The organism is Tannerella forsythia 92A2 (assembly GCF_000238215.1).
GTDB classification, from domain to species: Bacteria; Bacteroidota; Bacteroidia; order Bacteroidales; family Tannerellaceae; genus Tannerella; species Tannerella forsythia.
This window is the reverse complement of the sequence record NC_016610.1, coordinates 3201470-3220573: the sequence shown is the minus strand read 5'-3', so window position 1 is coordinate 3220573 and position 19104 is coordinate 3201470. Positions and strand designations below refer to the sequence as shown.

General features: G+C 49.5%; 17 protein-coding genes, 1 other RNA gene and 1 pseudogene. 4 read left to right on the top strand and 15 right to left on the bottom strand.

Features of this window, described 5'->3' with window-relative positions:
* Window positions 1–19: 19 nt before the first annotated feature.
* The 10 genes and pseudogenes from BFO_RS13090 to BFO_RS15725 all read right to left on the bottom strand — a co-directional run bounded on the left by BFO_RS13090 (window position 20) and on the right by BFO_RS15725 (window position 5069).
* Window positions 20–715, bottom strand: a complete 696-nt coding sequence (locus BFO_RS13090; RefSeq protein WP_041590950.1) for a hypothetical protein — start codon at window positions 713–715, stop codon at window positions 20–22.
* 108 nt (window positions 716–823) lie between these two features.
* The gene (locus BFO_RS13085; protein WP_014226264.1) at window positions 824–1834 is read right to left on the bottom strand and encodes a M28 family metallopeptidase; all 1011 of its coding nucleotides are present in this window, start codon (window positions 1832–1834) and stop codon (window positions 824–826) included.
* Between the two features lie 6 nt (window positions 1835–1840).
* Window positions 1841–2203: a YbaN family protein gene (locus tag BFO_RS13080; protein ID WP_041591393.1), complete on the bottom strand. Its 363-nt coding sequence runs from the start codon at window positions 2201–2203 to the stop codon at window positions 1841–1843.
* A 91-nt stretch (window positions 2204–2294) separates the two neighbouring features.
* Window positions 2295–2956, bottom strand: a pseudogene (locus tag BFO_RS14245) (IS1595 family transposase); the annotation flags it as partial.
* Window positions 2957–2986: 30 nt separating this feature from the next.
* The gene (locus tag BFO_RS13070; protein ID WP_052299302.1) at window positions 2987–3310 is read right to left on the bottom strand and encodes a hypothetical protein; all 324 of its coding nucleotides are present in this window, start codon (window positions 3308–3310) and stop codon (window positions 2987–2989) included.
* Window positions 3301–3519: a macro domain-containing protein gene (locus BFO_RS16295; RefSeq protein WP_074452268.1), complete on the bottom strand. Its 219-nt coding sequence runs from the start codon at window positions 3517–3519 to the stop codon at window positions 3301–3303. Before BFO_RS16295 ends, BFO_RS13070 begins: the two co-directional genes overlap by 10 nt.
* A gap of 45 nt (window positions 3520–3564) precedes the next feature.
* A complete protein-coding gene (locus tag BFO_RS16290) occupies window positions 3565–3810 on the bottom strand; it encodes a macro domain-containing protein (RefSeq protein ID WP_236684411.1) in 246 nt (81 codons plus the stop codon).
* Window positions 3811–3898: 88 nt separating this feature from the next.
* Entirely contained in the window at window positions 3899–4093 is a 195-nt protein-coding gene (locus tag BFO_RS15215; RefSeq protein WP_074452267.1) for a nuclear transport factor 2 family protein, read from the bottom strand.
* A 9-nt stretch (window positions 4094–4102) separates the two neighbouring features.
* Window positions 4103–4516, bottom strand: a complete 414-nt coding sequence (locus tag BFO_RS15210) for a hypothetical protein (RefSeq protein WP_080561829.1) — start codon at window positions 4514–4516, stop codon at window positions 4103–4105.
* 328 nt (window positions 4517–4844) lie between these two features.
* Window positions 4845–5069, bottom strand: coding sequence for a hypothetical protein (locus BFO_RS15725; RefSeq protein WP_014226260.1), 225 nt, complete (start codon window positions 5067–5069; stop codon window positions 4845–4847).
* A gap of 367 nt (window positions 5070–5436) precedes the next feature.
* On the opposite strand from BFO_RS15725, the gene BFO_RS13050 reads away from it, so the two are divergent.
* The 4 genes from BFO_RS13050 (at window position 5437) to BFO_RS13035 (ending at window position 11619) form a co-directional block, all read left to right on the top strand.
* A complete protein-coding gene (locus BFO_RS13050) occupies window positions 5437–6039 on the top strand; it encodes a porin family protein (RefSeq protein WP_014226259.1) in 603 nt (200 codons plus the stop codon).
* Between the two features lie 26 nt (window positions 6040–6065).
* A complete protein-coding gene (gene priA, locus BFO_RS13045; protein WP_014226258.1) occupies window positions 6066–8528 on the top strand; it encodes a replication restart helicase PriA in 2463 nt (820 codons plus the stop codon).
* Window positions 8529–8690: 162 nt separating this feature from the next.
* On the top strand, window positions 8691–10679 hold the full coding sequence (locus BFO_RS13040) for a glucosamine-6-phosphate deaminase (protein WP_014226256.1): 1989 nt from the start codon (window positions 8691–8693) through the stop codon (window positions 10677–10679).
* Window positions 10680–10722: 43 nt separating this feature from the next.
* Window positions 10723–11619: a bile acid:sodium symporter family protein gene (locus BFO_RS13035; protein WP_014226255.1), complete on the top strand. Its 897-nt coding sequence runs from the start codon at window positions 10723–10725 to the stop codon at window positions 11617–11619.
* 1004 nt (window positions 11620–12623) lie between these two features.
* On the opposite strand, the gene BFO_RS13030 is transcribed toward BFO_RS13035, so the two are convergent.
* From BFO_RS13030 to BFO_RS13015, 5 genes are all read right to left on the bottom strand, one after another.
* Window positions 12624–13829, bottom strand: a complete 1206-nt coding sequence (locus BFO_RS13030; RefSeq protein ID WP_014226254.1) for a cofactor-independent phosphoglycerate mutase — start codon at window positions 13827–13829, stop codon at window positions 12624–12626.
* Window positions 13830–13835: 6 nt separating this feature from the next.
* Window positions 13836–16274, bottom strand: coding sequence for a bifunctional aspartate kinase/homoserine dehydrogenase I (gene thrA, locus BFO_RS13025; protein ID WP_014226253.1), 2439 nt, complete (start codon window positions 16272–16274; stop codon window positions 13836–13838).
* A 237-nt stretch (window positions 16275–16511) separates the two neighbouring features.
* Window positions 16512–17876, bottom strand: a complete 1365-nt coding sequence (locus BFO_RS13020; RefSeq protein WP_014226251.1) for a YihY/virulence factor BrkB family protein — start codon at window positions 17874–17876, stop codon at window positions 16512–16514.
* Window positions 17877–17906: 30 nt separating this feature from the next.
* Window positions 17907–18281, bottom strand: an RNA gene (gene rnpB / locus BFO_RS14635) — RNase P RNA component class A.
* Window positions 18282–18378: 97 nt separating this feature from the next.
* A complete protein-coding gene (locus BFO_RS13015) occupies window positions 18379–19077 on the bottom strand; it encodes a 16S rRNA (uracil(1498)-N(3))-methyltransferase (RefSeq protein WP_014226250.1) in 699 nt (232 codons plus the stop codon).
* Between the last annotated feature and the right edge of the window lie 27 nt (window positions 19078–19104).

The window sequence follows — 19104 nt, the reverse complement described above, 5'->3', positions numbered from 1 at the left end:
TATTAATGGTGATAATAGATTAATAGTCTTCGTCTTCAGGTGCATCCTCTTTACGGATTTTGTTCCCTTCCATATCGAAATAAACATAGATTCCATAGCGTCCGCCGCCATTCGGGCGATAGGCGTATGTGGACATCTTAATTAAGGGACGTCCATCTTCTTCGACGGTGTCGACATATCCGCTGTAAACGTCAAGAAAAACGGCTTTTCCTGTTGTCAAATCGTATATATACGAATAAATATTTCGAGCATCGGGGCATCCACTAATTAAGATTTTCGATTCGGATAAGAGAACAATTTCATCTATGATTTCAATCTCTCCATCCGTATATATGCCTTCCTTTTTTATCTTTAGCTTGGATCCTTCTTTTCCGTAGGGCGATGTTTGAAACAGCCGTGTAAAAGATCCGTTAGCCAAATCTTTCATATATAAACTATGTTGGCCGATTTCATTTTCGTCGTCAGGTGCTGCATCTACATGAAGATAAAAAGCCTTTCCATGTCCTTCGGTCAGAAATCTCATATCCGACTCGGCAGGTGTTTGAGCGATCAACCGAGAAGAAAAGGGCATGAAAAAAAGAACCAGAGCAGACAAGGTAAAATGTATATTCCGAAATATCGGGTTTGCCAGTCTTGCGAGGACGGTTTTATCCTGTTGAGTGCCCTGCGCTATCTTATTCAGATTCGTTGGATGGAGTGTAATAAATGATTTCATGACGATTACATTATTTTGTTCTTATTGTGCAAAAATACAATAAAAAAGTCAGTTAGATACGTAACGTATAGAAAATAGACGAAATGATTTGATTGTAAGGGCGATGTGTTAAAAAATCCGTTCGTTGGCCAGGTTCCAGAGATTGAGAAAAGCCGCTTTCGTAATCTCGACGGTCTTTTCCCAATTGATTTTTTCCGTATGGTCAGACGGCTGATGATAATCAGGATGTCCGTCGGTATGGTACCAAATCACAGGAATATCGTGTTTGGCAAAGGATGAATTATCGCTGCCTCCTACAGGTTTATCCCATGCACGATAGTCGGGTTTGAGCTTCAATCCGTAGGTTATAAGATCGTTTTTCAGCCAGTCGCCAAAAACGGGATGGGCGGCAGTATAGAAATATACGACATGTTCCGGCTCAGCTTCGTTCGTGTTGCGCCCGATCATGTCGAAATTCAAATAACCTTTCACCTTGCCCAGATCGGTAAAGGTCTGCGTAAAATAGGCTGAGCCGAGCAATCCTTTTTCCTCGCCGTCCCATAGCGCGAAAATGACGGTTCGTTCCGGTTGTACACCGGTAGCTAAAAAAGCGCGCGCTATCTGTAAAAGCGCGGCAACGCCCGACGCGTTATCGTCTGCACCGTTATAAATCTGATCGCCGTCCAAATGCGGATCGTAACCCAGATGATCGTAATGTGCGCCGATGATTACGATTTCGTCGCGACGCTTACCTTCAATCCGGGCAAGCACATTGCGCATGGCAAGTTTCTGATGTACCCCTTTGCGAAGCATCGCGACGGAGTCGGGATGCACCTGAAAAGGTTTTTTCTGTTGACGTTCGGCGCGATAAACCTCGAAGGGCTGGTAATATGAGTCGAACAGAGGTTTTAGTCCCAATGTTTGAAGATAAGAGGCCAGATACACGCCGGCTACACGGCCTTCCTGACTTCCGGCTTCGCGCCCGCGCAGCGCATCATCTGCCAGAAAACCAATATGTGCCTCGGCAGTTGCGCGGTTGATAGTCTGTAAACCTTTTTGTTGAGGTGTGTCTTGTGCGCGGGTGATGTGGCAAAGACATAAAGCGCTTCCTGTGATGATGAATTTCAGAAACGGTGTCATAAAAAATTAATGTTTTAGTGTTTTATACGAAAGAATATGAATGGTAACGCCGACAGCGATGGCTGTCAGGACAATCCGCAACCAAACGGGAATACCCATCAGCAGAACACAGTGGCCGATCGTAAGCCACATCACCGTAATGGAGAGAATCTTTGCGCGTAGCGGAATGGCACGCTCTTCGCGAAGGTTACGGATATAACTTCCGAAATATTTATGATGAAGCAACCAATGGTAAAGGCGGGGGGACCCTCTGAAATAGGTCGCCGCCGAAAGTAAGAGAAAAGGCGTAGTCGGTAACAACGGAACAAATATCCCGATAACCCCCAATGCCAGACTGACACTACCTAATACGACCCAGAAAATTCTCATTACTTGCATGCTTGCCGACTTTGACAGCATCGCAAAGATAATGCTTTTTTTATAGTTGTCCGATAAAAATTTTTGATTATCCTTAATATGATTATCTGTACTTATACCTAAACTCATTTCTATAGCTTACACAAGCTACGAGCAATCTTCCAAAGAGAGCTTCTCCCAAATATCGGCGATTAAACTTGTAACAGAATTCATCTAAGTAATTTTGTAAGAATTCGGGTTTGATGTCATGGAACGTATTTATCAACTGTCTCTTGGCATTGCTGATGGCGATATGAACCTAGGGTAAGACCTCGCCCACTTTCTCTTTGGGGATAACCTGAGAGTGGTGTCTCTAGGTACAAAATCTTTCAATTCTACATAAGAGGTAGAATGATCCGTGTCGATTTGATTAGCTCCGGAAGCTAACTGCTGAACCGCTGCATTAATGGTCTCTTTTTTCAAGTCATCGATTACTTTCATTTTCAAATAGCCGACTCTTCGTGGTTTCTGACCGGTTTTCGGAAATTCAACCATTTCACTTTCTGCCATAACTAAAACTTTGCTTTTCTTTTGACTGCCACGTCCACGCTTCAAGGGTTTATCTTTTTCCTCTTGACTCATCTCTGTGGAAAAATAACCCTCATCCAACTCTATACAACCTGCAAGGACATATTCATCATCTCTTTTACCCATGGCCTCGCGAAGTTTGTGAACCATATGCCAAATAGGATGATAACGATTATGTCCCAATTGACGCTGGATTTCTTAAGGTACACATTTTATCGGACAGTAATTTCAAATACTCGTTGTGGTTTCTCTGTAAGCGAGCAAATCGCCAACGACCTTTGCAATATTCTCTGTAATAGGAATATGTGATTTCAGTACGTAGGTTTCGGGGTTGTCGCGGTTGAAGCGAACCAGCAACGAGGCGGGATTTGCCTGTGCAATTTGTTCAAAAGGTAGGCGAATAATGGTTGGGGTATTGTAGCCCACACCAAACTCAAGCAGTAGCAATTTACAACGAATAGCTTGGCTTACAAACGATTCGTAATATTCTGCCTGTATATCCCATTGCTCGTCCTGTACGAAAAACGCATCTTTGCGAACGTTTACCGCCATACTGCCACCACATACGGGGCAATCTTCAAACAAGAGCGATAGCAGTTTGCCAGCTCCTGTTCCTGCACAGGGGTTGGGCGTGGTGCTTGAATAATCGGTCCCACGGTGTGTATCACGTACCGTGCAGGCAGGTTGTACCCCTTCGTCATTTTGGCACTGTTTGTTAGCTCTTCGCTACCTTGCTCCTGCATCAGACGGTGGCACTCCAAGCGAAGTTGTACGCCGGCTGCCGAGTGAATGGCGTTGTCGATACATTAGTGGTGCGGAATAAAACACCCCAACAGACTGCTGTTGGCAGCATTTACGATAGCATCAACTTCAAGTCGTGTAATGTCGCCCTGCCAAAGCCGCAAACGCTTGTCGATATCCGAAATCTGCGTTTCGTTGCGATGCACAATACCCTTTTCGGCTCGTTGTACCAACAACTCGGCATCCTGTGCGGTACAAAACGCATCGCTCACGGGCAAAGGAGGTCGCACGTTCAGTAGAGAACGCATCAATTATCGTTGCTCGTTCTGTAAATCAGGAATTGCTATATCGGCGTAGTTCGCACGTTCATCAAGAAGCGTTTTAAGAATAAAGGACAAATTATTGTTGCTCATTTCGTAAATCATAATGTTTAACCAAAGTAGGTTCTATTACGTCCCAGTGTTCTGCAATTTTTCCGTTTTTGACCCTGAAAAGGTCGTAGAAAGTATTATGAGCATTACCGAAATGCCCTTCGCTGAGGGTCAGCACAAAGTTACCTTCGCCCAATACTTTTTGGATAGTATCGTATTTCATAAAGATACCCTATTTTGCCAAAGCTTCCAAAGTAGCTCCCAATCCAGAAAGTTGGTCGGGTATCTGCGGGTTGTGCTGAATGTAGTTGTCGCCGTCGAAGTAACCTGCGAGTTTCTCCATTCGACCGTTTACCAAAATATCTTCCACGAAATTACGCACTAAAACCTTATTTTGTTCGGTCTTGTCGAGGTCTTTGATTTCAGTAGTTCCGTCGGTCATCGTGCGACCGCTTGGGTTGGACTGTTTGGGGGTCTCTTGGAGGTTGTCCCAATGCTCTACGATTTTGCCGTCCTCGAAACGGAAAATCTGATAAAAATCGATGCGATGAGGTACACCCGAAAGTTGCAATTTCTTGTGCGTTATCTCGGCGAGGTCTTTGAGTTCGAACTCAAAAAGGGGGGGGCTGAAAATGTACCGTTGCATTGTAAAATGAGTTATCCGTTTTTCAAAGACAAGGGTAAAGGTAGTGATTATTTGTTAGAAGTGCCCACACGGATTGCCGAGCTATTGGAATGGTTGCATACCTGTTATCATACAAAAAATCCCTTTGCAACGCTAAGATTGAAGCGGGAATAAAATCATCTTTCTGTTTACATGTTGATTGGTTTAGATGTTTAGTTGTTGAGGGCTGTCAGTTATCAGCATTCAGCTCTGCAAATTCCCTCTTTGAAAGGATTACATCCCCCCCTTCGCTCCGCTCTTCCCCCCCCCTTTGAAGGGGGGGGCTGGGGGGATGTTCATCTGCGGTCGGTCATTTGTCATTCAGAGCGAAGCGATGAATCTCTTTTCTGTCACTTTTGGCTTGACCCAAAAGTAACCAAAAAGTCAAGGCTTCGTCTTCGTGCGCTTCGCACGCCTTCGCGACGCTTTCAGGTCGGAAAATCAGGTAACTCGCTTGGCTCGGACAGCCTGATTTTCTATCGCCCTGCTCGCTGCTCCGTCGGCTCACCACCCGAGGCCCATGGACGAACGCCAAAGGCGTTCGCCTGTTCCCCCAACGCTGCGCTTCCGCATTCCCCCTTTGAAGGGGGGCTGCTGGGGGGATGTTCCTCTGCGTTCGGATACCGCGTGTACCACGCATAACAATTAACAACTGACAATTAACAATTGAATTACGTCAGGCTTTCAGCCCTCCCAACGGGGATATTGCTTTTTCCCCAACGCTTCGCATTGGGCTGAATTATTACGCCCTTTCAGGGCTTTTACAGCATTCAGTTCTCAGTAATCAGCCTTGCATTCCCCCCCTTTGAAGGGGGAAAAAGGGGAGATGAAGCATTGGGTTTGTTTATTGAATGGATTGTAATACCTTTGCCATCGAGTATAAATATTAATGATAGGAGATTATGATGATGAAAAAATTGAAATGGTTTTTATTCGTTGCTGTATTATTGGCAGCACCGGCTATGCAGGCACAGTTGCGTTTCGGCGTGAAGGGCGGAGTAAATATTGCCTCGGTGAAGTTTAATCGGGATGTGATCGATTCGGAGAATATCACCGGATTTCATATCGGCCCGATGATCGAGTTGATGATTCCCGTAGCCGGCCTGGGGGTCGATGCCGCGGTGGTGTACAGTCAGAAAGGATTCGGATTGAATGATAAAGGATACCGGAACGATTATATCGATGTGCCCGTCAATCTGAAGTACAAGATTATGTTACCGCTTGTCAAACCTTACGTGGCGGCCGGTCCGTATGCTTCGTTCCGCGTGTCGGGCGACAAGCTCAGAAACATACCCGGAAGAGTGACGGATCAATTGAAGGCCCAGAGTTTTGCCGCAGGGTTGAACTTTACGGCTGGTGCCGAGGTGTTCGATATCGTACAGGTGGGACTGACGTACAGTCTCGGGTTGACCGACAATTATAAGACATACAAGGTCGATAACGATATCATCTCTTATATCGGCAAGCCGCACACGTGGATGATCTCGGCTGCCGTATTCTTCTAAAGGAAGATTACTCTCCCGGAGAACGTATGAAATATGTGGAGGTTATCTTGCCCTTGCCTTTGGCACAGACATACACGTATGCGATCCCCGAAGGTATGGCATCGCAGGTGTTGCCCAACGGCAGGGTGATTGTTCCGTTCGGGGCTAAACGCTACTATACGGCTATCGTAAGGGAGGTGCACGAGCGTCCTCCCGACGATTTGTATGCGGTCAAATCCGTTTTTACCGTGCTCGATGAAGCGCCTGTCCTTCACGAGTGTCAATTGCATTTCTGGGAATGGATGGCCTCGTATTACCTTTGTACGTTGGGCGATGTGTATAAAGCGGCTGTTCCTTCCGGCCTGAAACTCGGAAGCGAGACCGTCGTTTCGCTTTGTGACGATTTTGAGGCTTCCCGTCCCCTGTCGCCCAAGTTGCAAACGCTACTCGATGCGTTGGCGGGAGAGGGAAAGCCGCAAACAGTGGCAGAGATTGAGAAGAAAACCGGCCTGCACAACCTGATTCCCGCGTTGACGCAACTTGTGAAGCAGGGAGCCGTAACCGTTCGCGAAGAGCTTAAACGCGGCTTCGTGCCCAAGACGGAAATCTACCTGCGTCTGTCTTCCCTGTATGAGAAAGAAGCGGATCTCGTCTCAGTGTTTGAATCGTTGAGGCGAGCACCGAAACAGGAAAAGCTGTTACTCTCTTTCCTCGACGAAACGAAACCTTTTCGGGGAGAAGGCACACCCGAAATCTCCCGAAAAGCGTTGCTGAAAACAGCCGGTGCCGATCCGTCGGCGCTGAACGGGCTGTTGCGGCGTGGGGTGATCGAGGCGTATCGGAAGGAGATCAGCCGGTTACATCTTACGTTGGCTCTGCATCCGCCCTGTCCGCTGAGCGCGGCACAGCAAGCGGCATTTACCTCGATCAACGAGACGTTCGCGACGAAAGCCGTTTGCCTGTTGCACGGAGCGCCGTCGTGCGGAAAAACGGAAATCTATCTGCATCTGATCCTTGCGACGTTGTGGGAGGGGCGGCAGGTCTTGTATCTGTTGCCGGAGATTGCCGTTACGACACAGATCACCGAACGGTTGGCGCGGGTGTTAGGCCAACGTCTGCTGGTGTATCATTCCGGGCTCTCTGACGCGGAACGGGTGGAGGTGTGGAATAAGCTGCTTGAGGCCGACGAGCCGTTGGCGGTAGTGGGAGTACGTTCGTCGCTGTTTCTGCCGTTTTCCGCTCTGGGGCTGGTCATTGTGGACGAGGAGCAGGAGCCGTCGTATAAGCAGCAGGACCCGGCGCCTCGCTATCATGCACGCAATGCGGCCATTATGCTGGCCTCGATGCACGACGCCCGCACACTGCTCGGCTCGGCTACGCCTTCGCTCGATTCGTTTTATAATGCGAAGACGGGAAAATACGGGCTGGTCACGCTGCGTGAACGTTATGGTCCAACGTTAATCCCGCAAATTCATATCGTCGACGTGAAAACATTGCGACGCAAAAAAATCATGAAGGAGACGCTGTTCTCTCCGTTGCTGCGCGAAAAAATCGACGAGGCGCTGACGCACGGACGGCAGGTGATTTTGTTTCAGAACCGGCGCGGTTTCGCTCCGATACTGGAATGCAAGGCGTGCGGTTATGTGCCGCACTGCGTGAACTGCGACGTGACGCTCACGTATCATCGCAGCCGTCATCGGCAAGTTTGCCATTATTGCGGTTATTCGCAACCTGTGACGTCGCGTTGTCCCTCGTGTGCGAGCGCCGAGGTCAAGATGGTAGGCTTCGGCACGGAGAAGATCGAAGAGGAGATCGCCACCTTATTCCCTGACGCCGCCACAGCGCGTCTCGACCTCGACAATGCTCGTACTCGTCGTGCCTACGAGCGTATCCTGACCGATTTTGAAGAGGGGAAGACACAGATTCTGATCGGAACGCAGATGCTCTCGAAAGGATTGGACTTCGGGAACGTCAGCGTGGTTGGGGTGCTGAACGCCGACAGCCTGATGAACTTTCCGGATTTCCGCGCTCATGAGCGGGCTTTTCAGCTGATGATGCAGGTGAGCGGACGCGCAGGGCGGCGTACCGGACAGGGAACGGTTATCATTCAGACGTCACAACCTCAACATCCGCTACTGCGCATGGTACAGACTTTCGACTACGACGGGATGGCACTCTCACAACTGACCGAGCGTAAGCAATACTGCTATCCGCCTTATTGCCGCCTGATCACGGTCATCATGCGGGCGAAGAACGAATCGACACTGGACCGGTTCGCGGCCATGTACGGCGAGCAGTTACGGAGCGATTTGGGGACGAACGTTGTCGGCCCCTTCGTACCGCCGATAGGTCGTGTTCAGACGTTGTTTGTGCGCCGAATTATGTTGAAGATACCGCTTTCGGTTGCCGTGAAAGACGTGCGTCACACGCTCGAAGCCGCTCATGCGGCGATGCAGCAGACACCGTCGTTCCGTCAGGTTATTCTGCATGCCGATGTTGATCCGCAGTAGGAGCGGAACAGCGTTAGTCGTCCTCGATACGGAATTTCTTGTGCATTTTTATCGTGTACATGATGCTAAAACACATTGTTCGCTGCAAATTGTTTTTGAAGGGCGCATGAGACGATATTTTTCGTACCTTTGTGCGGAAAAAAATCAAATATAATAATTATAATGAGAAATAATTTAAGTTCACAAATTACGTTGACGCGTATACCGGAAAGATACTACCATCCGGAAAATGCTTACGAGTACAGTTTGCTGACACGTTTCGAGAAGATACGGACCCATATCTACGCGACGATGGATGAAGGTTCGGCAGCGCTGGCTAAAGAAATCGCCGACGAGATCAGAGAAAAGCAAAAGGCTAAGAAGAAGTTCGTTATGGCTATACCGGGCGGACGTTCGCCGCACACGCTTTTTCAACACCTCATTCAGATGCATAAAGAGGAACAGCTGAGCTTTAAGAATGTGATCGTTTTTTTGCTTTACGAATTTTATCCGCTGACGAATGCGGCGAACAGCAACTTGCATCAGTTGCAGGAAGTATTCCTGAATCATGTGGATATTCCGAAAAAGAACATCTACAGCCCGGATGGCTTTATGAACAAAAACGATATCTATGAGTTCTGTCAGAGCTATGAGCAGAAGATCAACGAATGCGGAGGCATTGATTATATGCTGCTTGGTATCGGACAGGGAGGCACGGTCGGTCTAAACAGTGCCGGTACGTCGGTTGCCTCACGCACGCATTTGGTGCTGATGGACGACACGTCGCGCAAGGAATCGGCACAGTTGTTCAGCTCTATCGAAAACGTGCCCGCGGGCGTGATTACGATGGGACTCGGTACGATTATGGATGCGAAAAAGGTCGTGCTGATCTCGTGGGGCGAAAATAAAGCCAATATTATCCGCAAAACGATCGAAAATCCGGTCACGGATGCTTTGCCCGCTACCTGCCTCCAGCATCATGCGAATGCCAAAGCGGTCATCGATCTCTCGTCGGCTTGTGACTTGACACGTATCAGTCATCCGTGGCTCGTGACGACCTGCGAATGGGACAACAAACTGATTCGTCGCGCCATCGTTTGGCTCTGTCAGTTGACGAATAAACCGATTCTCAAACTTACCAACAAGGATTACAGTGAACACGGGCTTGGCGAGCTGCTGGCGCTCTACGGGTCGGCCTACAATGTGAACATCAAAATATTCAACGATATTCAGCATACCATCACCGGATGGCCGGGCGGAAAGCCGAATGCCGACGATTCGAACCGTCCCGAACGTGCCGAGCCGTATCCCAAGCGAGTGATCCTCTTCAGCCCGCATCCCGATGACGATGTGATCTCGATGGGCGGAACGTTGCGTCGTCTGTGCGACCAGCATCATGACGTGCATGTGGCTTATCAGACATCGGGCAACATTGCCGTAGGCGATGAGGAAGTGATCCGGTATTGCGAATATCTGTGCGATGTATGTGATAAATATTCGCCGAAAGATAAGACGATCCGGAAAAAAGCGGAAGAGATCATACAGTATCTGCGTTACGACAAGAAAGAAGACGGTAAGCCCGAAAGTCCCGATGTGCTGTTTATGAAGGGGACGATCCGTCGTGAAGAAGCGCGTCACGGATGTCGTTATTCGGGAGTCAAGGACGAGCATGTACATTTCCTCGATCTGCCCTTCTACGAAACGGGTCTGGTGAAGAAGAACCCCATCAGCGAGAAAGATGTGGAGATCATTAAGAAACTCTTGCTCGAAGTGAAGCCGAATCAGATTTTTGTCGCCGGCGACCTGGCCGACCCGCACGGAACGCATAAGGTGTGTCTCGACGCTGCGTTGGCCGCGATCGATGAGGTGAAAGATCAGAAGTGGATGAAGGATTGCCGTATATGGATGTATCGCGGGGCATGGGCGGAATGGGAGATGGACCATATCGAGATGGCCGTGCCGATCAGTCCGGAAGAGTTGCGTTACAAACGGAACGCGATTCTCAAGCATCAGTCGCAGGCTGAAAGCGCACCGTTCCTTGGCGATGACGAACGTCTCTTCTGGCAACGCGCCGAAGACCGTAACCGTGCGACAGCCGAGCTGTACAAACAACTTGGTCTGGCTTCGTATGAGGCTATCGAGGCGTTCGTGCAGTATATTCCCATCCGGTAACGTAAGTTCCCGAATCGGAAACGAACCATAAACGATAACCGAAGTGTTGAAATTCGTAAAAGATTGGATGCTTCCGATCGCAATGATTACAGGCGTGCTGGCTCATCAATGGGTCAGCCGCCTTTCTTTTTTGACTCCTTACCTGATTTTTACGATGCTGCTGCTCACGTTCTGTAAAATCTCGCTGAAGGATATTCGCTTCCATCCGGCACACCTCTGGCTGTTGGTGATTCAGTTGGTCGGGAGTGCGGCCGTTTACTGGATACTGCGTCCGTTCGACGCTGTCGTGGCGCAGGGAGCGATGCTCTGCATGCTGGTACCTACGGCGACAGCGGCGGCCGTGATTACAGGTATGCTCGGCGGCAATGTCGGCTTCCTGACGGCTTATCTGCTGTTCTGCAACATGGCTGTGGCCGTCGCTGCCCCCGTCTATTTCACCTTGACCGGCGTACATGGCGATGAGATGACGTTTATGCAGTCGGTATGGTTTATCTGCCGGAAAGTCCTCCCGCTGCTTATTCTCCCCCTGTTTGTGGCGTTGGCCGTTCGGAAATGGACGCCTCGGGTACACCGTCTTTTGCTGAGTATGCCGCGTATGACCTTCTATCTCTGGGCTGTTGCCCTGACTGTAGTGACGGGTATCACCGTTCAGTTTATGCTGAATCAGGATAATGTCGACTATCAAACGGAATACGGTTTGCTGGGTGTGTCGCTCGTTTTATGTGTGTTGCAATTTATACTCGGTCGTCGTATCGGCCGTTATTATGGCGATCCGGTGTCGTCGGGGCAGGGGCTCGGACAGAAGAATACGATCCTTGCTGTCTGGATGGCACAGACGTATCTGCATCCGCTGACGGCGATCGCACCTTCGGGGTATATCCTGTGGCAAAATATGATCAATAGCTGGCAGTTGTGGAAAAAAGGAAAGAAAGACAAATAAACCCAAATTACGCGATACACTTTTCGGCGTTTACCATTAATAATGGACGTACGAATGTACGACAATGGTTATGTCAGGCTTACAGCCCTCCCAACGGGGATATTGCTTTTTCCCCAACGCTTCGCATTGGGCTGAATTATTTCGCCCTTTCAGGGCTGTTTTTCAATGGTTAATTATCAATGGTTAATGGTTATTTGCCGGGTACATGATTCGGCGTGTACCACGCATAACCATTGACCATTGTCCGAAAGGGCTGAAAGCCCGAATTATTTCAGCCCCATCCCGCAAGGGTGGGGTATCGACATCCGGACCTTGTTCGGAGGGCTGAAGGCCTGAATTAAACCCAAATTACGCGATACACTTTTCGGCGTTTACCATTAATAATGGATGTGCGAATGTACGACAATGGTTACGTCAGGCTTACAGCCCTCCCAACGGGGATATTGCTTTTCCCCAACGCTTCGCTTCCGCTCTTCCCCCTTTGAAGGGGTAACATCCCCCTTCGCTTCGCTCTTCCCCCCTTTGAAGGGGGGCTGGGGGGATGTTCCTCTGCGTTCGGTCTTTTGTCATTCAGAGCGAAGCGATGAATCTCCTCCTTTTCCCCGCGAGATTCCTCACTGTGTTCGGAATGACAAGAGGAGGTGTTCGGAATGACAAAGGGGGATCTAAATCAATATTCATTCAGGCTTACAGCCCTCCGCCGAGATGCGATGCCTTTTTCCCAACGCTTCGCATTGGGCTGAATTATTTCGCCCTTTCAGGGCTGTTTTTCAATTGTTAATTATCAATGGTTAATGGTTATTTGCCGGGTACATGATTCGGCGTGTACCACGCATAACCATTGACCATTGTCCGAAAGGGCTGAAAGCCCGAATTATTTCAGCCCCATCCCGCAAGGGTGGGGTATCGACATCCGGACCTTGTTCGGAGGGCTGAAGGCCTGAATTAAAGTCATTCTTATTTCTTCTATCACGGAATCCGGGATAAACGAACCGGCGCATTTTTTACTTCAATACTTCTTTCATGAACTCGTTGCCATTGAGCAACGGGTATTTTCCATGCTGCACGGAAAATTCATCGTAGCGGGTTACCCTGTCGAGTGTTATTCCGGGACGGTAGATCAGAAAAGGAACGGGCGTGTCGGTGTGTGTACGCAGAGCGCATGGGGTAGGGTGGTCAGGCAGTACCGCGACCGTGACGGGAACATCCCATTGACTCAGCGCTTCGAATAAAGGCTTGATAATCCGGGAATCCAAGTCTTCGATGGTACGGACTTTCAGTGCTGCATCACCTGCGTGTCCGGCCTCATCGCTCGCTTCGATATGCAGATATACGAAGTCGTGCGTTTGCAAGGCTCGGATAGCTGCTTGTGCTTTGCCTTCGTAGTTCGTGTCATGTTTGCCGGTAGCTCCTTCGACGCTTATCACGTCCATGCCGGCATAAGCTCCGATACCGCGAATCACATCGACGGCCGAGATGACGGCGCTTTTTCCGATGCCATACAGCTGTTTGAATGTCTGCATGACTGGGCGATATCCCGGTGACCATGGCCAGATGCTGTTGGCCGGCTCTTTCTCTTCGTTGATCCGTCGGCGGTTGACCGGATGATCCGGCAGTATATCTTGCGATTTCCAAATCAGTTTGTTGAGAAGGACGGCTGTTGAGCCGGCTTCGGGTGTTTGAGCCCTGACCAAAGCCGGGCGAAACGGAAGCGAGAGGATGTTATGGGGAGGTGTACAGTCGATCCGTTTGTCGCCCTTTTTGATGACCAGCAGATGCCGGTATGACAGGCCGCGATAAAACCGGATGTTTTCATCGCCCAGCTCGTCGTTAAGAAAGGTGATGAGCTGTTCGGTTTCTTCGTCGGCGAGGTCTCCTGCCGAATAACTTTTCAGCCGTTCTTCCTGCACGCAGAGCAGGTTACACCGCATGGCCAGTTCGTCCGGTTGCAATCGTATTCCCATACCGGCCGCTTCGAGCGCGCCGCGTCCTTCGTAGACAGCCGGGAGGCTGTAGCCCAATATGGACAGATTGGCTACCTCGCTGCCCGGCTCAAAGCCATCGGGAACTGTACGCAGGCGTCCGGTCACTCCCGATGCTGCAAGCCGGTCCATATAAGGCGTTCGCGCATATTGCAACGGCGTGCGATGTCCCAATTCGGCTATCGGCTCATCTGCCATACCGTCTGCGAGGACAACGAGATACTTCATTTTGCCTCAGCGGATGTTCGCGATGGAGATGATGTCGGCAAACACGCCGGCAGCCGTTACGGCCGCTCCGGCTCCGTATCCTTTGATGATCATCGGATAATCATGATAGCGTTCGGTCGAAATCATGATGATGTTGTTGCTGCCTTCGAGTTCGTAAAACGGATGGTGACTGTCTACCTCCTTCAGTCCGACTTCGCAAGCCCCTTCTTTCATGCTGGCAACGAAGCGCATCCGTTTGTTCTCGGCAGCGATTTTCTTGCGTTTTTCTTCGAAGGCGGCATCCAGTTCCGGAATATGTTCCCAGAAATACTCCACCGTATCGTTGAAATATGCTTCGGGAATGAAGGAGGTTATTTTTACTTCCTTCTGTTCGATCTTGTAGCCGGCTTCACGTGCGAGAATCACTAATTTACGGATCACGTCCTTGCCGCTCAGGTCGGTGCGTGGATCGGGTTCGGCATACCCGGCGTCTACGGCCATACGGATCGCCTGGCTCAGCGATATGTCTTCGCTGACCGTGTTGAAGATGAAGTTCAGGGTACCTGAAACGACAGCTTCTAACCGGAGGATGTGGTCGCCGCTGTTGATCAAATTGTTCATCGTGTTGATGATGGGCAGGCCCGCACCTACGTTCGTTTCGAAAAGGTATTTTACATTGCGTTTGCGAGCGGTATCTTTCAGCAGTTGGTAAATTTTCTGTTGAGAGGAGGCCGCGAGCTTGTTGGCTGCCACGACGGAGATGTTATTGTCCAGCAGCTTTTCGTAAAGCGCTGTGATTTTCTCGCTCGAGGTGCAATCGACAAAGACGGAGTTGAAAATATTCATCCGGATAATCTCATCGTACAATGCTTCGGGCGAGGAGGGGGTACCCTTTGTCTTTAGCTCTTTAATGCACATTGTCAGATCCAACCCTTCGCGATTCAGCAACATACGTTTGGAATTGGAGATGCCGACCACATTGATTTTTAGTCTGTTTTGCTTCATCAGCTCAGGTTGCTGCCGTTGAATCTGTTCCAACAAGTGGCTACCTACCGTTCCGATACCGACGAGGAAGAGGTTAAGTACCTTGTATTCCGAAAGGAAGAACGAATCATGGATGGAGTTCAACGCCTTACGTAACGACTCAAGTTTGATGACGAATGAGATGTTCGTTTCGGAAGCTCCCTGCGCACAGGCTATGACACTGATACCCGCACTTCCGAGCGTACCGAACAGTTTGCCGGCCACTCCGGGTGTATGCCTCATGTTTTCACCTACAATGGCCACTGTCGCCAGTCCTTTCTGAGCAATCGTCGGATTCATTTCGCCCTGTGAACGTTCCAGTGCGAACTCATCGTCGAGTACACGTACAGCCAGCTCGGCATCCTCATTTTTCACGGCAAATGTCGTGTTGTTTTCCGAACTGGCTTGCGAGACCATGAACACACTGATTCCGTTTTGTGCCAGTGCCTTGAAGATACGTCGGTTAACTCCGATGACTCCTACCATACCCAGTCCCTGTACGGTGATCAGGCAGGTGTCGTTGATCGACGAGATGCCTTTGATCATGCTCTTCTGCTTGTCGGCGTGCGACTCTTTTGAGATATACGTACCCGGAGCTTCAGGGTTGAAGGTGTTGCGTATACGGATCGGAATATTTTTGCGGAGTACGGGATAAATCGTTGGCGGATAAATAACTTTGGCACCGAAGTGGCAAAGCTCCATCGCTTCGGTGAATGAGAGACGGTCGATGACGTATGCGGAGTCGATGACGCGTGGGTCGGCAGTCATGAATCCGTCGACGTCTGTCCAGATCTCCAGGATCGATGCATTCAGCGCCGCAGCCAGAATGGCTGCCGTATAGTCGGATCCACCACGACCGAGGTTTGTCACTTCGTCGTTTTCGCAGCTCGATGAAATGAATCCGGGTACAAGAGCCACCTGCGGAAGCGATTGGAACGTTTCGTTGACCCGTTGGTTTGTCTGTTCGAAATCGACGATATGCTTGTTGAATTGCTTGACGGTCTTGATAAATTGACGCGAGTCATATAGCTTGGCGTCCTTGATGATATGAGCGATGATCAACGACGAAAGCCGTTCGCCGTAGCTAACGATCGTGTCCGACGTTTTAGGAGATAAATCTTTGATTAGAAAGACGCCTCGGAAAATATTCTCCAGCTCGTCGAGCGTCTCCATTACCAGATTCTCTACCTTTTCCTGTGCAGCTTTCGGCACAACGCTTTCGATGATGTTGCGATGACGTGCAACGATTTCGGCTAATTCCTGCTGATAGGCCGGATCCCCTTTCGACGCGAGCTCAGAGGTTTTCAGGAGTTTGTCGGTGATCCCGCCCAATGCGGAAACGACAACAATAACCGGCTCTTCAATGGCTTCGACAATCTTTTTGACACTGCGGATACTTTCCGTCGAACCGACCGATGTGCCACCGAATTTCAATACTTTCATTGATGTATGTAATCTGTTTGCTAAACCTGAATCAGACCGCAAAGATAGAGGTTTTTTAGCTGAAAAGAGACACCAGATTTTAAAAATACGGAGCAAGCAAATCAATCTCTGTTTGATGAATAAACTTATCCTTTGGAGGATGGTGTCGTTTCTCTAATGTAAGACATGGATTTTTCAGGATCGGTATGTTTTTACTCCGACAGATAGAATCGTTCATACGGCTAAAGATAACGATGGTTATAAATCTTTCAGCAGAATGTCCTTGTTGGGCAGGTAAAGTTCTTGTCGTTTATCGAGAAAGGTATGCCATTCTTTTCCGAACGTTTCGTTCGTATCAATCTTGAAGTTTTCCGATCCGTGCTCATCGATTTTTCGCAGCAAGAGTCCTACGCTAATCTGATGAATGTCGAAAGCCGGTTGATAATGAACAATACGCTCGTCGTCTTCGTAATTGACTTCAATCAGAATGCCTAACTCGGTAAGTAAACAAAGGATTCTTGTAGTGAGGCGGATAGGTATGCGGTATGACTCCGAAAGCTCGTCGGCCGTGTAGGGCTTTTCTCCTTGTTCGAAGCGTTTTACGATTAGCGTAGCGATAAGGATAGCCAAAAAGTCGTGATACCGTCGACTGATATTTTTGCTGTCGCGTTCGAAGCTGAATTTTTTCACGTTCTGTGAGGCATAAACGATCTCGGCGCCGAACAGGCAGATCAACCACGACACTTGCAGCCATAGCATGAGTAAAGGAAGGGCGGCAAAGCTTCCGTAGATAGCGTTATATTTGCTTACCCAGATCTGTCCGCTGATGTAGAAATTCTGGAAAATCTGAAAGACACATCCAATGATGGTCCCGGCCACCAACGCATTGAGAAAGCGTACCTTCGTATTGGGAACGAAGATATAGAGCAGCGTGAAGAACAGACTGATGATTACGTAAGGCAACAGGCTGAGCGTCAGGTCGGCAATCGGGGTCAGGAAAATAAATTCGTTAAGGTAAGAGTTTCGGATCGTTGAAATGAAGATCGAGAGTCCGCTTGAGCAGGTCATCAGTACGGGTAGGATGACAAACATCGCCATATAGTCGCTTACCTTGCGATGCCACGGGCGGTCTTTTTGTATCTGCCAGATGTTGTTAAAGGTACGTTCGATCGTCGAAATCAGACTGATGACGGTGTAAAAGAGGAGAATAAGTCCTACTCCGATAAACAAGCCTCCTTTGGCCATGGAGAGGTAATTTTCGGCAAAATTGAGTGCCTTATCGATTTGAAACGATTGGCTGGGGAAGAAGTCGTACAGCCCTTTTCGCACGGTGTCGCGAAAGCCGAATCCGCTTGCTATGCCGACAATGACGGCCAATAACGGAACAAGGGCCAATAGCGTGCTGTATGTCAGTGCTGAGGCGCGTGTCTGCAAATTCTCGCTTCTGAAGCCGCGCACGGCCAGAATCACGGTCTTGGCCACGTAAATATAGGATCGGCGTAACCCGCTCATTTCGTTGTCAGCTACCCTCCAAATATCGTAGGTGACGAAGCGAATCAATGATGAAATTCCCTCGCTAATTCGCGTGATGAGCGATTTTTTAGTCGTCTTATTATCCGGCATCGTTATGCTGATGTGTTGTTTATCGTAAAAAAAGGCAGCCGACCTGTAAGCCGGGTTCTGTACTCCGTCACCCCGAAAAGAAAGACGAAGCGTCTGTCATTTATCTTGGCTTACCGTCGCCGGCAAACTCTTTGCGGTCTACCCCCCGACATCGGACGAGCCGCCCTCTATCGTCGGTATACATGACCTTACAACCCATCAGACGTACGGACCTCCCGTATTCCGACGGGAGCGGTAAGCTCTTACCTCACCTTTTCACCCTTACCTCGCCTTACGGCGCGGCGGTTCTTTTCTGCTACGTTACTCTGCCCTCGCAGACAGCTTCCCGTTAGGAAGGATGGCGCCCTGTGTTGCCCGGACTTTCCTCTCATCCCCAAAAGAATAAGCGACAGACCGGTCTGCTGCCAAGAGACAAAGATAGTGGAAATAATCGATTCAACGCATTTGGGGGCGCTAAAAAACGTGCGCCATAAGCGTGTTTGTTCGTGCGGAAGATTGCCTCTTACTGATTTAGGACATGGAGGGTATGGCAGGCGGTGAAGGCGGCTGTCTCGGTGCGCAGGCGGCTTTTTCCCAATGAAACACCTGTGAAGCCATGCGCTTCGGCCAGCTCCACTTCTTCCTTGCTGAAATCTCCTTCGGGGCCGATCAGTATCAGCGCATCTTCGCCCGGACGGTAGACGGAACGAATCAAAGGCAAATCCGGAGTGTGGCAATGCGCAATTATTTTTCGTCCTTCAAACGGACGGGCGACGAAATCGCTAAAGTCGCTCATTCCGATAAGCTGAGGCAGGCGTGCTTTCTGCGATTGCTTCATGGCCGAAACGAGGATTTTCTCTAACCGCTCGGTCTTTACCTCCCGACGTTCCGAGAAGCGACAGTTGAGGCATGTCACGGTATCGATGCCTACTTCGGTCGCTTTTTCGAGAAACCATTCCATACGGTCGATATTCTTCGTCGGCGCTACGGCCAGATGTATCCGGAACGGCCATAACGGCGCCTGCGGCAGGTGTTCTACAACCGTTACCCGACAATATTTCGGATGGGGTTCGGCAATCACAGCCCGGTAAAACGCCCCTTTGCCGTCGGTCAGCATCAACGTGTCATCCACTGTCAGACGCAGTACTTTCGTGCAATGCCTCGATTCCTCTTCGGGTAAGAGCGGATTCGTCGCAATGTCGGGAGCGTAGAAAAGCTGCATGCGTGAACTGTCTATATAAGGTGTATC